The organism is Streptomyces sp. NPDC020490, assembly GCF_044335305.1.
GTDB lineage: Bacteria > Actinomycetota > Actinomycetes > Streptomycetales > Streptomycetaceae > Streptomyces.
This window is the reverse complement of sequence record NZ_JBIRUY010000033.1, coordinates 19,382-35,556: the sequence shown is the minus strand read 5'-3', so window position 1 is coordinate 35,556 and position 16,175 is coordinate 19,382. Positions and strand designations below refer to the sequence as shown.

16 protein-coding genes and 1 pseudogene are annotated in these 16,175 nt (G+C 73.8%); 7 read left to right on the top strand and 10 right to left on the bottom strand.

What is annotated here, in order from left to right; translation table 11 throughout:
- Positions 1-112 precede the first annotated feature (112 nt).
- The 3 genes and pseudogenes from ACH4ZX_RS29475 (at position 113) to ACH4ZX_RS29465 (ending at position 1,973) form a co-directional block, all read left to right on the top strand.
- Positions 113-1,009 carry a PfkB family carbohydrate kinase gene (locus ACH4ZX_RS29475; RefSeq protein ID WP_398279147.1) on the top strand — a complete coding sequence of 299 codons (897 nt, stop codon included), beginning with the start codon at positions 113-115 and terminating at the stop codon, positions 1,007-1,009.
- Between the two features lie 202 nt (positions 1,010-1,211).
- Positions 1,212-1,421, top strand: a pseudogene (locus ACH4ZX_RS29470) (DUF2945 domain-containing protein); the annotation flags it as partial.
- Between the two features lie 66 nt (positions 1,422-1,487).
- Positions 1,488-1,973 carry an MSMEG_6728 family protein gene (locus ACH4ZX_RS29465; protein WP_398279144.1) on the top strand — a complete coding sequence of 162 codons (486 nt, stop codon included), beginning with the start codon at positions 1,488-1,490 and terminating at the stop codon, positions 1,971-1,973.
- Positions 1,974-2,002: 29 nt separating this feature from the next.
- Here ACH4ZX_RS29465 and ACH4ZX_RS29460 read toward each other — a convergent pair whose 3' ends face one another.
- Positions 2,003-2,443: an OsmC family protein gene (locus ACH4ZX_RS29460; RefSeq protein WP_398279141.1), complete on the bottom strand. Its 441-nt coding sequence runs from the start codon at positions 2,441-2,443 to the stop codon at positions 2,003-2,005.
- A 73-nt stretch (positions 2,444-2,516) separates the two neighbouring features.
- A complete protein-coding gene (locus ACH4ZX_RS29455) occupies positions 2,517-2,693 on the bottom strand; it encodes a hypothetical protein (protein WP_398279138.1) in 177 nt (58 codons plus the stop codon).
- A gap of 160 nt (positions 2,694-2,853) precedes the next feature.
- On the opposite strand from ACH4ZX_RS29455, the gene ACH4ZX_RS29450 reads away from it, so the two are divergent.
- The 4 genes from ACH4ZX_RS29450 (at position 2,854) to ACH4ZX_RS29435 (ending at position 6,401) form a co-directional block, all read left to right on the top strand.
- Positions 2,854-3,207 carry a UBP-type zinc finger domain-containing protein gene (locus ACH4ZX_RS29450; protein WP_398279135.1) on the top strand — a complete coding sequence of 118 codons (354 nt, stop codon included), beginning with the start codon at positions 2,854-2,856 and terminating at the stop codon, positions 3,205-3,207.
- 100 nt (positions 3,208-3,307) lie between these two features.
- On the top strand, positions 3,308-4,588 hold the full coding sequence (locus ACH4ZX_RS29445; RefSeq protein WP_398279132.1) for a phosphatidylserine/phosphatidylglycerophosphate/cardiolipin synthase family protein: 1,281 nt from the start codon (positions 3,308-3,310) through the stop codon (positions 4,586-4,588).
- Between the two features lie 103 nt (positions 4,589-4,691).
- Positions 4,692-5,162 (top strand): cation:proton antiporter regulatory subunit, encoded by a 471-nt coding sequence (locus ACH4ZX_RS29440; RefSeq protein ID WP_398279129.1) that lies wholly within the window; start codon positions 4,692-4,694, stop codon positions 5,160-5,162.
- A gap of 6 nt (positions 5,163-5,168) precedes the next feature.
- Positions 5,169-6,401, top strand: a complete 1,233-nt coding sequence (locus tag ACH4ZX_RS29435) for a cation:proton antiporter (protein ID WP_398279126.1) — start codon at positions 5,169-5,171, stop codon at positions 6,399-6,401.
- A gap of 823 nt (positions 6,402-7,224) precedes the next feature.
- On the opposite strand, the gene ACH4ZX_RS29430 is transcribed toward ACH4ZX_RS29435, so the two are convergent.
- The 8 genes from ACH4ZX_RS29430 to ACH4ZX_RS29395 form a co-directional block, all read right to left on the bottom strand.
- Positions 7,225-7,728 carry an ATP-binding protein gene (locus ACH4ZX_RS29430; RefSeq protein WP_398279123.1) on the bottom strand — a complete coding sequence of 168 codons (504 nt, stop codon included), beginning with the start codon at positions 7,726-7,728 and terminating at the stop codon, positions 7,225-7,227.
- A 90-nt stretch (positions 7,729-7,818) separates the two neighbouring features.
- A complete protein-coding gene (locus ACH4ZX_RS29425) occupies positions 7,819-8,268 on the bottom strand; it encodes a response regulator (protein WP_398279120.1) in 450 nt (149 codons plus the stop codon).
- Positions 8,265-9,809 carry a CHASE3 domain-containing protein gene (locus ACH4ZX_RS29420; protein ID WP_398279352.1) on the bottom strand — a complete coding sequence of 515 codons (1,545 nt, stop codon included), beginning with the start codon at positions 9,807-9,809 and terminating at the stop codon, positions 8,265-8,267. The genes ACH4ZX_RS29425 and ACH4ZX_RS29420 overlap by 4 nt, the downstream gene beginning before the upstream one ends.
- Positions 9,810-9,918: 109 nt before the next feature.
- Entirely contained in the window at positions 9,919-11,145 is a 1,227-nt protein-coding gene (locus tag ACH4ZX_RS29415) for a PP2C family protein-serine/threonine phosphatase (RefSeq protein WP_398279117.1), read from the bottom strand.
- Positions 11,146-11,474: 329 nt separating this feature from the next.
- Positions 11,475-12,314 carry a SigB/SigF/SigG family RNA polymerase sigma factor gene (locus ACH4ZX_RS29410; RefSeq protein WP_324789560.1) on the bottom strand — a complete coding sequence of 280 codons (840 nt, stop codon included), beginning with the start codon at positions 12,312-12,314 and terminating at the stop codon, positions 11,475-11,477.
- A gap of 100 nt (positions 12,315-12,414) precedes the next feature.
- Positions 12,415-13,986, bottom strand: a complete 1,572-nt coding sequence (locus ACH4ZX_RS29405; RefSeq protein WP_398279113.1) for an FAD-dependent oxidoreductase — start codon at positions 13,984-13,986, stop codon at positions 12,415-12,417.
- Positions 13,983-14,714 carry a class I SAM-dependent methyltransferase gene (locus ACH4ZX_RS29400; RefSeq protein ID WP_398279110.1) on the bottom strand — a complete coding sequence of 244 codons (732 nt, stop codon included), beginning with the start codon at positions 14,712-14,714 and terminating at the stop codon, positions 13,983-13,985. The genes ACH4ZX_RS29405 and ACH4ZX_RS29400 overlap by 4 nt, the downstream gene beginning before the upstream one ends.
- A gap of 210 nt (positions 14,715-14,924) precedes the next feature.
- Complete coding sequence (locus tag ACH4ZX_RS29395; protein WP_398279107.1) at positions 14,925-16,118, bottom strand: lycopene cyclase family protein; 1,194 nt, start codon at positions 16,116-16,118, stop codon at positions 14,925-14,927.
- Positions 16,119-16,175 lie beyond the last annotated feature (57 nt).

Genomic DNA, 16,175 nt, shown 5'->3' with positions numbered 1-16,175 from the left:
CAACCGCCACGCCCACGCGGCGGCCGTCCGTTCCTACACTGACCGCAGAACCGGGCAGGGGAACCAGGCAGGGGAACCGGGCAGGAGACCCAGGGACGAGGAGGTGCCGCGGGTGACGTCGGCGACGCGGAAGCGGCCCACGGGGCTCTTCGTCGGACTGTGCACCCTGGACGTCATCCAGCTCGTCGACCGTCCGCCCGGTCCGGACGAGAAGGTGACCGCGCGGGAGCAGGTCGTCGCCGCGGGAGGCCCGGCGGCGAACGCGGCGGCGGTCTTCAGCCACCTGGGCGGTACGGCCGCGCTGCTCACCGCGATCGGCCGGCACCCCCTGGGCGTGGCTGCCGCGGCGGACCTCGCCCGGCTGGGCGTGCGCGTGACGGACCTGGCGGCCGACTCGCCCGGACCACCGGCGGTGTCCTCGATCCTGGTGACCGCGTCCAGCGGGGAGCGCGCCGTCGCCTCGACCAACGCGGCGCGGCACCGGCTGCTCCCGCCCGACGGCCTCGACGAGCTGGTGGCCGGCTACGACATCGTCGAGTCCGACGGCCACCATCCGCGGCTGGCCCTGGCGGCCGCCCGCGCCGCACGTGCCGCCGGCCGCCCGGTCCTCTACGACGGCGGAAGCTGGAAGGACGGCACCGACCGCCTGCTGCCCCTGACCGATGTCGCCGTCTGCTCGGCCGACTTCCGCCCGCCCGGCACGGGCTCGCCCACGCAGGTACTGGAGTTCCTGCGGGCCCACGGCGTCACCTGGTCGGCGGTCAGCCGCGGCGGGCGGTCCATCGTGTGGGCGGGACCCGAGGGAGGCGGCACGGTGGAGGTGCCCGCCGTCAGCGTGGCGGACACGCTCGGCGCGGGGGACGTCCTGCACGGCGCCCTCGCCCACCACCTCGCCGCCCACGGCCCCCTGACGACGCGGGCCTTCGTCACGGGCCTGCGGGCAGCCGCCGCGCTCGCCTCGCAGGCGTGCGCGACGTTCGGCACCCGCGCCTGGATGCTCGGGCGGTGACCGGGAACCCGTCGAGGTGCGTCCGGGGGTGACCGCCGTCAGAGTGGACCGCGGACGTGCCCGACCCCGCCCACGAGGAGGCCCGCCCATGGCGAAGGACAAGGACAGCTCGCCGAAGAAGGACTCGAAGAAGGGACCGGAGAAGGGACCGGAGAAGGGACCGGAGAAGGCATCGGAGAAGGGATCGGGGGGATCGGAGACGGAACCGCACAAGGGCGACAAGGTCGCCTGGCGCACGCACGGCACCGAGACCACCGGCACCGTCGAGCAGAAGATCACCGAGCGGACGGAGGCGGCCGGACGCACGGTCGACGCCTCGCCCGACGACCCCCAGTACCAGGTCCGCAGCGACAAGTCCGGCCGGTCGGCGGTGCACAAGCCGTCCGCCCTGAAGCGGAAGAAGCAGGCGTAGGCGCAGGCAGCGGGCCCGGACGCGGTGGGCTCCCCCGCCCTCCTGGCCCGGAACGGAAACCGCCCCATGCAGACGTTTCTGCCCCACCCCGACTTCCGGCTGTCGGCGCTGGAACTCGACCGGCGCCGGCTGGGCAAGCAGCGCGTCGAGGCGCTGCAGGTGCTGCGCGGCCTGACCGTCCCGGGGTACGGATGGCGTCACCACCCCGCCGTGCGCATGTGGACCGGGTACGAGGAGGCGCTCGTGCGCTACGGGCTGGAGGTCTGCCGGGTGTGGCGCGAGCTGGGCCACCAGGACAGCTGTGCCGCCACCCTGGTGGCCGACTTCGCCGCCTTCCGCCCCGGCACTCCGCCGCGCGGCCAGGCGGAACTGGCGGCGGCCGGCGAGTTGCCGCCGTGGCTGGGCGACGAGGCCTTCCACCTCAGCCACCGGTCCGCCCTCGTCCGCAAGGACCCGGACGTCTACGCCGCCAGGTTTCCCGGAGTGCCGGACGACCTGCCCTACGTCTGGCCGGACTCCGACCGGCGGCACCCGGACGGAGCCGGCCGCTGAGCGCGTCCGTCCGCGGCCACGGGCGGACCTCAGACGTCCTCGACCGTCGCCGTCACCGGCGTACCGGTCTCGACCGTACGGCTGACCGTGCACAGCCGGTCGTGCGAGGTCCTGACCGCGCGGGGCAGGATGGCGCGGGCGCGCTCGGCGCCCGCGCCGTCCTCGAAGGCGACGGAGAAGGTGACCGTGAGGTCGGTCAGCCGGTTGCCGAGCTCGTCGTCGGTCTTCCGGCCGGTCACGGCGACGGAGAACCGGGTGGGCTCCGCGTGCCGGGTGGTGGCGAGGTCGACGTCGACCGCCGTGCACCCGCCCAGCGCGGCGAGCAGCAGCTCGACCGGGGTGAACTCCTCCGCCCCGTCGGGACCGGCACCGGTGCCGAAACTGATCGTGCCGCCGCGGGCGTTGGTGGCGGTGAAGCGGCCGGGGCCGGTTCGCTCGACGGTGACGGAGCGCAGACTGTCGTCGGTCATGACGGCGACCCTAACGCGGACGTGCCGAGGACGCCCCAAAGGCTATCGCCCTCGGCAACGCGGCGGCCCGGTGTCAGCGCCGGCGGCGCGGCACGGACCATGCGCTGCCGATGCCCGCCAGGTGCAGGGCCAGCGCGGTGAGGCCGAGCAGCATCACGTTGGTCGAGGTGAAGGTGTCGTTGGTCGAGATGTCGGCCGCGTTGATGAGAAACGCGATGAAGAACAGGACCGCGGAGAAGATCGCCAGCACGGGGGCCGTCCCTTCGGATCGTCGAATCCGTCACGGTGCGTGCGGTCCTGATGCCCCCGACTCGCCGGGGCACACGCCGCAACCGGAGGCCGGTCCGCGGCGGAATCACTGTCGGTACCTGTCGGCGGGCGCGGAGGAGGAGGGCTGAGGAGCCGTGGACATGTGGAGGGTACGTCCGGACGGCGGCCGGCCGGAGGGGCGTGGCTGCGCTCACCTGGGCGGCAGCGCTCCCGTCGCCGTGCCGGAGCGCCCGCCGGGCTGCGCGCGGTGCGCGGCCCGCGGGCGGACCTGGCTGCACCTTCGGACGTGCCTGACCTGCGGGCACGTCGGCTGCTGCGACAGTTCCGCCGGAGCCCACGCGACCGCGCACTACGAGGAGACCGGGCACCCGGTGGCGTGCTCCGCCGAGCCCGGCGAGGTGTGGGCCTGGTGCTACGCGGACGAGGTCTATCTGGAGCCGGCGCCCGGCGTCGGTCCGGAGCCGGCGCCGGGCGGCGGAAACGAGGCGCGCTGAACAGGCCGTACGAGGGGCGATGCCGGGTACACGTACGCGCGCCCGCCGCGGACCGCGTCCGAGGCCGGCCCCGGCGTGGAGGACGAGAGGAGCACGGGAGATGACCCTGCGGTCGGTGGAGACACCGGACACGCCGGAGCCGAAGCCGGAGCTGCCCGCGGCTGCGACGACAGCGACGGCGACGGCTGCGACGGCTGACGTGCGCGAAGGCACGACGGACCGCACACGCGTCCGCAAGCAGCGGCTGCGAAGACGGCTCGAACGCCTGATCGGCATCGCCGCGACGGAGGGCAACGACCTCACGCCGCTGCGCAACGGGGACGCCATCTTCCCCGCCATGCTGGAGGCGATCCGCTCGGCGCGGCACACGGTCGACATGATGACCTTCGTCTACTGGCGCGGCGAGATCGCCCACGAGTTCGCGGACGCCCTCGCCGAACGCGCCCGGGCCGGGCTGCGGGTGCGCCTCCTGCTCGACGGGTTCGGCGCCCAGAAGATCGAGCGGGACCTCCTCGACGCCATGGACGCCGCGGGCGTGCAGGTCGCGTGGTTCCGCAAGCCGGTACGCCTGTCCCCGCTGAAGCAGAACCACCGCTGTCACCGCAAGGCCCTCGTCGTCGACGAGACCACCGCCTTCACCGGAGGGGTCGGCATCGCCGAGGAGTGGTGCGGCGACGCGCGTCATCCCGGTGAGTGGCGGGACACCCACGTCCGGGTGCGGGGCCCGGCCGTCGACGGCATAGCCGCCGCGTTCGCGCAGAACTGGGCCGAGTGCCATGACACGCTGCACGACGAACGCGACCGCTTCATCGAGCACGAGCAGGTGGGCGGCGCGACCGTCCAGGTGGTGCGGGGCTCGGCGAGCTTCGGCTGGCAGGACATGCAGACGCTGATCCGGGTGGTGCTGGCCTCCGTGGAGGAACGCTTCCGGCTGTCCACCGCCTACTTCGCCCCCGACGACTACTTCGTCGGCCTCCTCGCGGACACCGCCCGGCGCGGGGTGCGGGTGGAGATCCTGCTGCCCGGCCCGCACACCGACCAGCGGGCCTGCCGGCTGGCCGGACAGCAGCACTACGAGACGCTGCTGGCGGCGGGCGTCGAGATCCGCGAGTACCAGCCGACCATGCTCCACACGAAGATCATGACGGTCGACGGCGTCGCCTCGCTGATCGGGTCCACCAACTTCAACCGGCGTTCGCTGGAGCACGACGAGGAGGTCATGCTCGCGGTCCTGGACGAGGAGTTCACCGCGGCCCTGGACCGCGACTTCGACGCGGACCGCGAGCGGAGCGCCCCGGTGGACCTCGCCCGGTGGCGGCGCCGGTCCCTCCTCCAGCGGGCCAGGGAGACCGCCGTCACGCCGATCAGACGGTTCCTGTAGACCGGCGCGACCCGGCGCTCCGGCACCGCTCGATAGGGTGTGGTTAAAGAATCACCCAAGAAACACCCAAGTCGAAGAGGGGGCAGCCGTGGGCGCTGCGCGCGTGAGCAGTACGCCGTTGCCGGGCATCGGGGTCCGTTACGACCTGACCACGCGGGAGCAGCAGCGCCTGTCCGTGGTCGCGCACCGGGACGGGGCGCGGACCCTCAGCGCGTACCGCGAGGACGATCCCGACGCCTGCGCGCTGTCCGTACGGCTGTCGGCCGGGGAGGCGGAGGCGCTCGTCGGCGCGCTGATGCCCGCGCACCACAGGGCCGGACTGCTGTCGACGACCGAGCTGGGGCTGGTGGCCGAGCGGATCGAACTGGCCGCCACCTCGCACTGGAACGGGCGGCTGCTCGGCGACACCCGCATGCGGACGCAGACCGGGGTGTCGATCGTGGCCGTGCTGCGCCTGGCCGAGGCGATCCCCTCTCCGGGACCGGACTTCCGGCTGGCCGGCGGCGACACCCTCATCGTCATCGGCACCCGTGAGGGCGTGGAGGCTGCCGCCGCGATCCTCGGTCGGGAGTGATCCGGCATGCACTCCTCCGCCGTCTTCCTCATCGAATTCGGGGCGATCATCCTCGCCCTGGGGCTGCTGGGCCGGCTCGCCGGGCGTTTCCGGTTCTCCCCCGTCCCGCTGTACCTGCTCGCCGGGCTCGCCTTCGGGCAGGGCGGACTGCTGCCGCTGGACACCAGTGGGGAGTTCGTGGCGATCGGCGCCGAGATCGGCGTGATCCTGCTGCTGCTCATGCTGGGCCTGGAGTACACCGCCAGTGACCTGGTGTCCAACCTCAAGACGCAGTACCCGGCGGGGCTGGTCGACGCCGCGCTGAACGCCGTACCCGGCGCCGTGGCGGCGCTGCTGCTGGGCTGGGGGCCGGTGGCCGCGGTGGTGCTGGCCGGGGTGACGTGGGTGTCCTCGTCCGGGGTGATCGCCAAGGTGCTCGGCGATCTCGGGCGGCTGGGCAACCGGGAGACCCCGGTGATCCTCAGCATCCTGGTCCTGGAAGACCTCTCGATGGCGGTGTACCTGCCGATCATCACCGCGCTGCTGGCCGGGACGGGGCTGGCGTCCGGCAGCGTCACGCTGGCCGTCGCCCTCGGTGCCGCCGGGCTGGTGCTGGTGGCGGCGGTGCGGTTCGGCCGGCACATCTCACGCTTCGTCTCCAGCGACGATCCCGAGAAGCTGCTGCTGGTGGTGCTGGGGCTGACCCTGCTGATCGCCGGGCTCGCACAGGAACTGCAGGTCTCGGCCGCCGTCGGCGCCTTCCTGGTGGGCATCGCGCTGTCCGGCGAGGTCGCCGAGGGCGCGCACAACCTGCTGGCGCCGCTGCGGGACCTGTTCGCCGCCGTGTTCTTCGTCTTCTTCGGCCTGCACACGGACCCCTCCAGCATTCCGCCGGTCCTGCTGCCCGCCCTCGCGCTGGCCGCCGTCACCGCGCTGACGAAGATCGCCACCGGTTACCTGGCGGCGAGGCGGGCCGGCGTCTCGGCCAGGGGACGCTGGCGGGCGGGCGGCGCCCTCGTCGCGCGCGGCGAGTTCTCCATCGTCATCGCCGGACTCGCCGTCACCGCCGGGGTCGAACCCTCCCTGGGCCCGCTCGCCACGGCCTACGTGCTCATCCTGGTCGTCGTGGGCCCGCTCACCGCCCGCTGGACCGAGCCCGTGGCGCTCCGGCTGACCTCCCGCCTGAGCAGCCCCGCCCCGGCGGCCGAACCCCGGCCCGCGACCGTGCCCGCGCTCGCGGAACCGAACGAGGGCGACTGAGACGGGCTCCGGCGGGGCTCCAGCACGCCCAGCTCCAGCACGCCCAGCGCGAACTCCTGGTGCGGCGGGGCCGCGCTCGCGAGGAGGACGAAGCGGGCGCCCGGTACCTCGGTCAGGGCGTCGCCGAGGTAGTGCTCCTCCTCGAACCGCTCGGTGACCAGGTCCATGGGCCCGCCGAAGCCGAGCAGGAGCAGCGCGAGCAGGCGCCGGCGCGGTGACACGATCTCGGAGAGCGGGGGCACGTCGTCGGCCGGCGACACCTCGTCCTCCAGCGGCTCGAGCGCGTCCTGCACGGGTTCGCCGATGGCCGCCACGAGGTCGTCGGCCAGCAGGTCCAGGGCGCCGTAGAGGGAGGCGGCGGCGCCGCGGGCCGCGAACTTCTCCGCGCCCAGCGACCGGAGGTGCCCCACGTCCAGTGCCAGGTTCTCGCCGTAGGCCACCGCGAGGTAGCGTCCGCCGCACCACTCCGGTCGGCGCCGGTCGCTGTCCGCCTCCGCGAGGCGGCGCAGTGCTTCGTCCACGTCCATGCCGCGCAGTCTGCCAGCCCGGCGGCGGGATTCCCCGCCGGACACCACGCAGCGGCGTTGCCGCCGGCTCGGAGATCGAGGGCAACGCCGCTGGGGCGCCGGGTCTTCGCCATTTCCTGCCCCGGCGTCCGGGCGTCTGCCCGGGCACCGCGCCGTCATGCTCGGCCGAACGGACGAAACGCCGGCCGCCGTGAAGTAGCAGCCAGGGCGGGCGGGATCAGCGCCGGGGTCGGGGGCGCGGTCGTATCAGCGCCGCCCTGGGGCGCGGTCGTATCAGCGCCGCCCTGGGGTGCGGTTCAGGCGGCCAGCGGGCGGTCGGCCGCGCCGTGGGGCGTGTCGCGCAGGGAGATCCGTACCGTGACGCGCTTGCCCACCGGCTCGCGTGTCACCTCGTAGGACTCCACCAGGGCCAGCACGATCTCCAGGCCGTGCCGGCCGAGGCGCTCGGGGTCCGGGGCCTGCGGCGCAGGCAGCCGCTGGTCGGAGTCCCAGACCGCGATCTCGACCGTGTCCCCGACGATCCGCAGGTCCATCAGCACGGGGCCGGGCGCGTACTTGCGGGCGTTGGTGACCAGCTCGCTCACCACCAGCTGGGTCACGTCCACCGCGCGCACGGACACCGGCACCCGGTGCCGGGACCGCGCTCTGCCGAGGAACGCGCCCGCCACGCGGCGGGCCTCGGCGATGGAACCGTCGTCCCCGTCGAAACCCGCCATCGCCTGTATCCGCTCAGCACCCTGAGCGGTGTCGTCCTCGTCCGGGGACGCCGACTCCATACAGCTCGCCTTCACCACGCTCACGCCGTGACTTCTACCCCCGCTGGCGCAAGCATGCAGTCCTGACCCGATCGGCTCACGGATCGAGACGTATCTCACCCGCGCGGGGGCGCTTCAGCCGCGGCTGCGGGGCAGCCGAACCACCTGGACGAAGAAGTCGTCGATCTGGCGGACCGCCGCGATGAACTGGTCGAGGTCCACCGGCTTGGTGACGTAGGCGTTGGCGTGCAGCTTGTAGCTGCGCAGGATGTCCTCCTCCGCGGCGGAGGTGGTGAGCACCACCACGGGGATGTGGGACAGGTCCGGGTCGGACTTGATGTGCTCCAGGACCTGCCGGCCGTCGTACTTGGGCAGGTTCAGGTCCAGCAGGATGAGGTCCGGTGTCGGCCCGTCCGTGTACTCGCCGCGCCGGTAGAGGAAGTCGAGCGCCTCCTCGCCGTCGCGGACCACGTGCAGCGTGTTGCCGATCTTGTTGTCCTCGAACGCCTCCCGCGTCATCAACTCGTCGCCGGGGTCGTCCTCGACCAGGAGGACGTCGATCGGGGTGGCGCCGGGCTCGGTCATGTCAGGGCCTTTTCATCGGTGTCGTGAGGCGCGTCGTCGCCGGCCTCGGCGGTGAGCGGCAGGGTGAAGCGGAAGCGGGTGCCGTCGGTGTGGCCGGGGTCGATCCATATCCGGCCGCCGTGGTACTCGACGATCTTCTTGCACAGGGCGAGTCCTATGCCCGTGCCCCCGTAGGCGTCCCGGCTGTGCAGCCGCTGGAAGATCACGAAGACCTTCTCGGCGAACTCCTGCGGGACGCCGATGCCGTTGTCGGTGACGCTCAGCAGCCGGCTGCCGGGGTTCTCGGTGCTCTCCTCGCAGGTGATGCGGATGTCCGGGGCACGGTCGGGGTGGCGGAACTTGACGGCGTTGCCGATGAGGTTCTGCCACAGCATGGCCAGCAGCATCGGGTCTCCGACCACCCGGGGGAGCCTCTCCGGGCGTTCGACGCGCGCCCGCGCCTCGGTGACGGCGGTGTCCAGGTTGGCCAGCGCCTTGTCCAGCGCCTGGTCGAGCTCGACCGGCAGGTGGGCGTCGTTGACCCGGCCGACCCGGGAGAAGGTGAGCAGGTCGTTGATGAGCACCTGCATGCGTTTGGCGCCGTCGACGGCGAAGTCGATGTACTGCAGGCCGCGCTCGTCCAGCTTGTCGCCGTACCGCTTCTCCAGCAGCTGGCAGAAGGAGGCCACCTTGCGCAGCGGCTCCTGGAGGTCGTGCGAGGCGACGTAGGCGAACTGCTCCAGTTCCGCGTTGGAGCGGCGCAGCTCCACGGCCTGGACGTCGAGGTCGGCGGCCTGCCGGGTGAGGAGGTCCTGCTGGGTGCGGGAGGCGTCGAGTTCGGCGACGATCCGCTGCCGCATCTCCTCCACGGCCGCGGCGACGGCGGTGACGTCCTTCGGACCCCCGCCCGTGATGACGTGGCTGAACTCGCCGCGGGCGACCCGGCGGGAGGAGTCGCGCAGCGCCGCCAGCGGGCGGGCCACCAGCAGCCGGATCAGCACCGTCAGCACCGCGCCGGTGAGCAGGAACAGGACCACCAGCGCGGTGAGGACCGCCGCCCGGACGGTCCGCTGGTGCGCCAGCCGTTCCTTCTCGGCGTGCACGGCCCGGGTGAGGTCGGCGGTCTGCGCCGCCCACTGGGCGCGCACCTGGTCGAAGGCCTTGCGGCCCCGTTCGGCGGTCGCCTTGTCGATCGTCCCCGGCTGTCCTTCGGTGACGTCGGCGATCAGCGGCTCGGCGTAGGTGCGGCGCCAGGTGTCCGCGTTCCGCTCCACCGACCGCAGGTCCCTCAGGAGGGCGGGCCGGTCGCCGACGAGCGCCCGCAGGCGGGCGGCCGAGCGGGCCTCGTCCCGCCTGCCCTGGGAGTACGGTTCGAGGAACTGCCGGTCGGCGACGATGGCGTAGCCGCGCACCCCCGTCTCCTGGTCCACCAGGGCCGCCTGCAGCCGGTACGCCTCGGTCTGGGCCGGCAGGACGCGGCCGGTCAGCCGGTCGGTGATGTCCGCGGTCTGTCCGAGCAGCCGCGCGCCGATGACGGTGCCCACCACCACCAGCACCATCATCAGGACCACGACCAGCTGGAACCAGCCCAGCACCGTCAGCCGGGGACCGCTCGGCGGCCTGCTCGTCCCGTCAGTCACACGCACACTCCGACCCGTTCGTCCGGCTCGTTCAGTTCCAGCTCAGATGCAGGACGGCGACGTCGTCGTCGAGACCGCCCTGTTGTTCCGCCAGCTCCTCCGCGCGCTGGATCAGCCCGTCGACGAAGTCCTCCGGCGCCAGCCCGGCCGTCTCCCGGGCCAGCCGCAGCAGCCCCTGCTCGCCGAGGCGCTCAGGGCCGCGTCCGACGTACCCCTCGAACAGGCCGTCGGTGAACAGCACCACCGCCGCTCCGGGCGGCACCCGGAACTGCTCGACCGGCCACCGGGCCCGGCCGGGCACCACGCCGAGCGCCGGTCCGGCCGGTACCTCCACCCACTCCACGCGCGCGTCCGGCGTGCGCAGCAGCATCCCCGGGTGTCCGGCGCGGATGATGCGGGCCCGGCGTTCGCCCGGCGCCGCGGTCAGGGTGGCCAGCGTGGCGAACACCTCGGTGCGGGCCCGCTCGGCGACGAGGATCTCCTCGAGCCGCGCGATCTGCTCGGCGCCCGTGACACCGCTGAGCACGAGGGTGCGCCACGCGATGCGCAGGGCCACGCCCAGCGCGGCCTCGTCCGGTCCGTGTCCGGACACGTCGCCGATCAGCGCGTGCACGGTGCCTTCCGTGCTCTGCACTATGTCGAAGAAGTCGCCGCCCAGCAGCGCCTGGGAACGGCCGGGGCGGTAGCGCGCCACCACCTCGACGCCGTCGCCGCGCAGCAGCGGGCGCGGCAGCAGGCCGCGTTCCAGGCGGGCGTTCTCCCGGGCCTGGAGCTGGCTGGCGCGCAGCGCCACGGCCGCCCGTTCGGCTTGCTTGCGCTGGATGGCGTAGCGCACGGCCCGGCCGAAGAGGTCCGGTTCGACCCGCCCCTTGACCAGGTAGTCCTGGGCGCCGGCCGCCACCGCGGCCAGGCCCGTCTCCTCCTCGGCCAGTCCGGTGAGGACCACTACGGCCACCTGGTCGGCGTGCGCCCGGATCTGTGAGACCGCCTCCAGCCCGCGGGCGTCGGGAAGGTTGAGGTCCAGCAGCACGCAGTCCGGGTTCTCCCGCAGCAGGGCGTCGCGGGCGTCGGTCATCGAACGGACCCACCGCAGCCGTATCCGCAGGGCGCTGTCGGCGACCAGTTCCTCCACCAGCAGCGCGTCGCCGGGGTCGTCCTCGACCAGCAGCACCGTCGGCTCGCGCCACTGCCACGGCACGCCGACGTCGACGCGGACGGGAGAGGCCGACCCTGCAGCCCTCGGCTGCGACGTCACCATTGTCCTGCCTTCCCCGCCTCACGTCCGCCCCGACCGTTGTCGGCCGACAACAGTCGGGAGCATACTCGCGTCCCGATCTCCGTGCCGCACGGTCCGGGCACGTCCGTACCCCCCGACCTGTGCTTCCGCTCCCCTTCCCGGCCGTTCCCGGTGCGCCGGGGCGCCGGGCGCGGCGGGCCCGGAGGCGGCCGGAGGGGGAAACATACCGAACCCGGGCGGAGGCCGGGGGCACGACCGAGCCCCGCCGGGTGCGTCGGCTCCCGGCGGGGCACGGAAAGGCGCGGGGACGGGGTCCGCGGCATGCGGCCGCGGCCCGGTGGACCGGATGCTCACCCCGTGGTGAGCAGTCCCTCGCGCAGACGGGTCAGCAGGCGGCTGAGCAGGCGGGAGACGTGCATCTGCGACACGCCCAGACGCTCCCCGATCTCCGCCTGGGTGCGCTCCTCCACGAAGCGCATGTGGATGATCAGCCGGTCGCGTTCGTCGAGCCGGGAGATCAGCGGCGCCAGGGCGTGGAAGTCCTCCACGAGCTCCAGCGCGGCGTCCTCGCAGCCGATGAAGTCCGCCAGGACGCTCTCGCCGTCCTCGCTGGTGGAGATGGCCGCGTCCAGGGAGGAGGAGTTGTAGCCGTTGGAGGCCAGCCGCGCCTCGATGACCTCCTCCTCGGTCAGTGACATCAACTGGGCGAGTTCGGCGACCGTCGGCGTGCGGCCGAGCCGGCTGCTCAGTTCCTCCGTCGCCTGCGCCAGCTGCACCCGGGCCTCCTGCAGCCGGCGCGGCACGTGCACGGCCCAGGAGGTGTCGCGGAAGAACCGCTTGATCTCGCCGACGATGTAGGGGATGGAGAAGGAGGTGAACTCCACCTCGCGGGAGACCTCGAACCGGTCGATGGCCTTGATCAGCCCGATGACACCGACCTGCACGATGTCCTCCATCTCCTCCGGCCCGCGGCTGCGGAACCGTGCGGCGGCGTAGCGCACCAGGGAGATGTTCATCTCGATCAGGGTGTTGCGCGCGTACTGGTACTCCTCGGTGCCCTCCTCCAGCACCGCCAGCCGCGCCAGGAAGTGACGGGTCAGCTCGCGGGCGTCCTTGGGAGCGATCCGGGAGGGGTCGGCGACCTCCGACAGTTGCCCCGCACCGGCTTCGGTCGTCAACGCCGCCGTCATGTTGGTTCCCTCTCCCTCGGTCTCGAACGGCCGGTCGGCCGCCCGGGCTGGCAGGTACCCCCGAATTCCCATTTCATCCCCCCTTTCGTCAGAGTGTTCGTCACCGTGTTCGGCGGGCGCCGCCGGCGACCCGGCCCGCCAGGCTTCCGAGCAGGCGGCTGCGGCCGTGGCCGGGCACGGTCCACAGCGGGTGTCCGCGCACGCCCCAGGACCGCAGGAGGGCGTTGGCGGCCAGGAATCCGGTGGTGGCGGCCCGCTCCATCAGCGCCACGGGCAGGTCGGTGCGCACCAGGTCACCGGCGAGCACCAGACCGGTCTGCGGGGTGTGCACACCGGGCCGCTCGTCGTGGCCGCCGACCGGGAACATGGGGCAGTCCCGGCGCCACTCGTGCCGTTCGTCGAGGATCCGCGCGGCCCGGGTCTCCGGGTAGACCCGGCCGAGCTGGTCGATCAGCCGCTTGGTCTCCACCTCACGGTCGGCGTCCTCGGGCAGCGCGTATCCGTGCAGTTCGACCACGGATCCGCCGGTGCGCCCGGCCCAGCGGGCGGCCTGCGACTCCCAGCGTTCGAGGACGCTGACGTTGTCGAGGGAGCCGTAGCCGGCGGTGCCCAGGAAGCCGGGCCGGTCCCGGGCGACGGGGCGGTCCAGCCAGAGGCGCGAGACCAGGAAGGGAGGTGCGGTGCGCAGCCGGGCGACGCGTTCGCGCCAGGCGGCGTCGCCCAGTCCCGGGGACCGGCCGACCAGGGAGCGCAGTCCGGGGGTGTCCAGGGCCAGTACGACGCTGTCGTGCCGGGTCTCCGCGCCGCCCGCGGTGACCGTGAAGGCGCCGTCCGCGGCCGGGGACACGTGCTCGACGGCCGTGGAGGTGCGCAGGGTGACACCGTGCTGCCGCAGGTAGCCGCCGAGCGGGTCCCACAGGGCCGCCGGGAACGGGTCGCGGGGCACGTCGAACAGCAGCCCTTCGGCGGAGCCGAGGAAGTAGATGTGGAACATCAGGACCATCTCGGCGGCCGACAGGTGCCGGGGGTCGGCGAAGAAGCTGCGGGAGAAGACCTCGAAGGCCAGGTGGCGCGCGGCCTGCGGGAAGCCCAGCGCCTCGAGGAAGTCGTGGGCGCTGACGCCGTCGAGCCGGTCGTAGACGTCGGGCACGCGGACGTCGAGGAGCCCCAGCGCGGTGGCCGGGTTCATCCGCACGAGGTCCCGCGCGCGGAAGGAGGGGCTGAGCGCGACGAAGCCGAGCGCGCTCAGCGGCGGGGTGCGCGGGACCCTGCGGAAGCTGTCGTGCAGTCCGTTCGCGTGGAGCAGCGGGTAGTCGGGCAGGCCGGTGAGGCGTTCCAGGCCGGGGTCGGTGCGGCGCAGCAGGGCGCGCAGATTGTAGTACTGGCGGAAGAAGGCGTGGAAGCCCCGGCTCATGGTCGCGGGCGAGCCGTCGTACAGGTCCACCGGCCAGCCGCCCACCCGGCCGCCCAGGTAGGGCTCGCGCTCGTACAGCGTGACGTCGACGCCGCGCTCGGCGAGGGCCGTGGCGGCGGCGAGGCCCGCGATGCCGGCGCCGACGACGGCGGTGCTGCGGGGCGTCCCGCTCACCCGGGGCGCTCCGGGCGGCGCGGGCAGGTGGACGGCGCGCCGGTCCCCGCCGGGACGGGCGGCGGGCGCGGCTTCGCGGGTCATCGCGGCCCCCCGGCGGTGGAGCGGGCGCGGCGGCCGACGACCGTGTGGGTGATGCCGGTCTGCCATCCGGGCAGCGGCAGGACCCGCACCCGGTCGAACCCGGCGGCGCGGACGCGGCCCGCGAACCGGTCGGCGGTGTCGAAGCCGACGACGCTGCGCCACAGGTGGCGGTACAGGTCGCCGTCGCCGAGCGCGGTGGCGACGGGCAGCACCAGCCCCCGGCACACGGCGGTCCACACCGCGCGGTGGGCGGGACGGCCGCTGAGGGTGTACTCGTGCACGGCGAGCCGGCCGTGCGGGGCGAGCAGCCGGTGGACGGTGGCCAGTACGGCGTCGGGGTCCGTCACGTTGCGGAAGAGGTAGGCGGCGAACACCGCGTCGAAGGGCCCTTCGACCCCCGCCTCGGCGAGGGCCTCCACCGGGGCGCACACGAAGCGGACGCCCTTCGGCCAGGGCTTGGCCGTCGCGCGGCACAGCATGCAGGCGGAGGCGTCCACGGCGGTGATCTCGGCGTCGGGCAGCGCGGCGCACAGGGCGGCGGTGGACGCGCCCGTGCCGCAGCCGAGGTCGAGCACGCGCAGTCCCGTGCCGGGACCCGGCAGGCCGAGCCGGCGTACCGAGCGGCGCAGGTGGGCGTGGTAGCCGGGGTTGGCGGCGACGAGTCTGTCGTAGCCGGGTGCCGCGCGGTCGAACGCGGCGGCCAGGTCCGCGTCGTGCAGCAAGGTCATGCCGTCTCCTGGAGCGGGTGGTCGGGTGTGGGGCGTGCGGTGTGCGGGGCGTGGGGGCACGGGGTGTGCGGTGGGCTGGGTGTGCGGTGGGCTGGGTGTGCGGTGGGCTGGTCGTGTGGTGGGCTGGTCGTGTGGTGGGCTGGGTGTGCGGTGGGCCGGTCGGGGTGTACGCCGGTCGGGGCGCGGGGGGTGCGGTGGGGCGCACGCCGGTCAGGGTCCGGGGAAGGGGCGGCGGGGCAGCCGGGGGACCTCCGCGGCGGCGCGGAGCATGGGCAGGACGGGGGTGCGCAGGCCGATGCCGACCTCCTCGTGCAGGCGGGTGCCGCCGTCGAGGAAGCGCAGCAGCCGGGCCATGGGCACCCGGGAGAACAGGCCGGAGAAGAAGGCCGCGCCGTCCACCAGGCCGCCGTCCAGGGCGTGCAGCAGGACGGCGTCCATGGCGCGGGAACGCGCCGAGTGGGGCTGCGGCGGCACCGGACGGCGCCCCTGGCTCAGGGCGGCCGCGACGGCGGCGGTCTGCCGCTGCACGCCGGCGAAGGTGTAGCCGGTCGACGGCCGGGTCGCTCCCCCGGCCGCGCCGATGCGGAAGACCGACGGCGCCGTCTGCCGGGGAAAGGGACCGTCGGTCATCGGGATGACGCCGGTCTCGGTGCCGACCACCTCGAAGTCCTCGAGGCCGAGCACGCTGCCGGTGTAGTGGCGCAGCGCCGCCTCGTAGGCGTCGGCGGACAGCACCGCCGGGGAGAACTCGGTGTACTCCACCAGGGCCTGCCCGGAGCCGGTGGGCAGGACGTAACCGAAGGACAGGCCCTTGGCGGGCTGGGCGGTGCGGAAGTCCATGAGCTCCACGCGGGCCGGGTCGAACGCGGAGCGGCCGGTCCGCACGAACCAGCCGTGGAAGTGCTGCAGCAGCGTGGTCCGGGCGGCGGGCAGGCTGCCCGGCGGACGGGAGTCGAACACCCAGCGGGCCCGCACGGACAGGGCCCGGCCGTCGGATGTCCGGGCGTGGACGCGCGCGCCGTCGGGGACGCCCTCGACGCTCTCGACCGTCGCCTGGAGCCGCTGCACCCGTCCACTCTGTGCGAGGTCGTGCCCGACCAGGTACTCGAAGTCGTCCGAGCGGAGCATCTTGTACGTCAGCGGGGCGATGTCGTCCTCGATGGGCTCTCCGGTGGGCCGGTGGACGCGCAGGCGCCGCCAGGACGCGGTGACGGCGGCGTCGTAGCGGCCGCGGCCCGCCTCCCAGAAGCACCAGGTGCGCGGCGGCGGGCGCAGCGGGCCGGGCGGGGCGTCGACCAGGACGGCGGACAGCCGTCGGGCGCCGGGCTCGGGGCAGGACAGGCGGTGCGCCAGGGACAGCCCGGCGGCTCCCGCTCCGATGATGGCGACGTCCGCCTCGAGCACGTCCCGCTCACTCCTCCCGCACCGGTCCCGCCTGTCCGGATCATTCCCGCCGGGGTA

Bases quoted from the DNA above. Each gene is read 5' to 3' on its own strand.
- ACH4ZX_RS29410 (WP_324789560.1), bottom strand. From the start codon at position 12,314: ATGACGGCGGCGTTGACGACCGAAGCCGGTGCGGGGCAACTGTCGGAG.
- ACH4ZX_RS29450 (WP_398279135.1), top strand. From the start codon at position 2,854: ATGTGGAGGGTACGTCCGGACGGCGGCCGGCCGGAGGGGCGTGGCTGC.
- ACH4ZX_RS29420 (WP_398279352.1), bottom strand. From the start codon at position 9,809: ATGATGGTGCTGGTGGTGGTGGGCACCGTCATCGGCGCGCGGCTGCTC.
- ACH4ZX_RS29445 (WP_398279132.1), top strand. From the start codon at position 3,308: ATGACCCTGCGGTCGGTGGAGACACCGGACACGCCGGAGCCGAAGCCG.
- ACH4ZX_RS29465 (WP_398279144.1), top strand. From the start codon at position 1,488: ATGCAGACGTTTCTGCCCCACCCCGACTTCCGGCTGTCGGCGCTGGAA.
- ACH4ZX_RS29400 (WP_398279110.1), bottom strand. From the start codon at position 14,714: ATGACCTTGCTGCACGACGCGGACCTGGCCGCCGCGTTCGACCGCGCG.
- ACH4ZX_RS29460 (WP_398279141.1), bottom strand. From the start codon at position 2,443: ATGACCGACGACAGTCTGCGCTCCGTCACCGTCGAGCGAACCGGCCCC.
- ACH4ZX_RS29415 (WP_398279117.1), bottom strand. From the start codon at position 11,145: ATGGTGACGTCGCAGCCGAGGGCTGCAGGGTCGGCCTCTCCCGTCCGC.
- ACH4ZX_RS29405 (WP_398279113.1), bottom strand. From the start codon at position 13,986: ATGACCCGCGAAGCCGCGCCCGCCGCCCGTCCCGGCGGGGACCGGCGC.
- ACH4ZX_RS29435 (WP_398279126.1), top strand. From the start codon at position 5,169: ATGCACTCCTCCGCCGTCTTCCTCATCGAATTCGGGGCGATCATCCTC.
- ACH4ZX_RS29425 (WP_398279120.1), bottom strand. From the start codon at position 8,268: ATGACCGAGCCCGGCGCCACCCCGATCGACGTCCTCCTGGTCGAGGAC.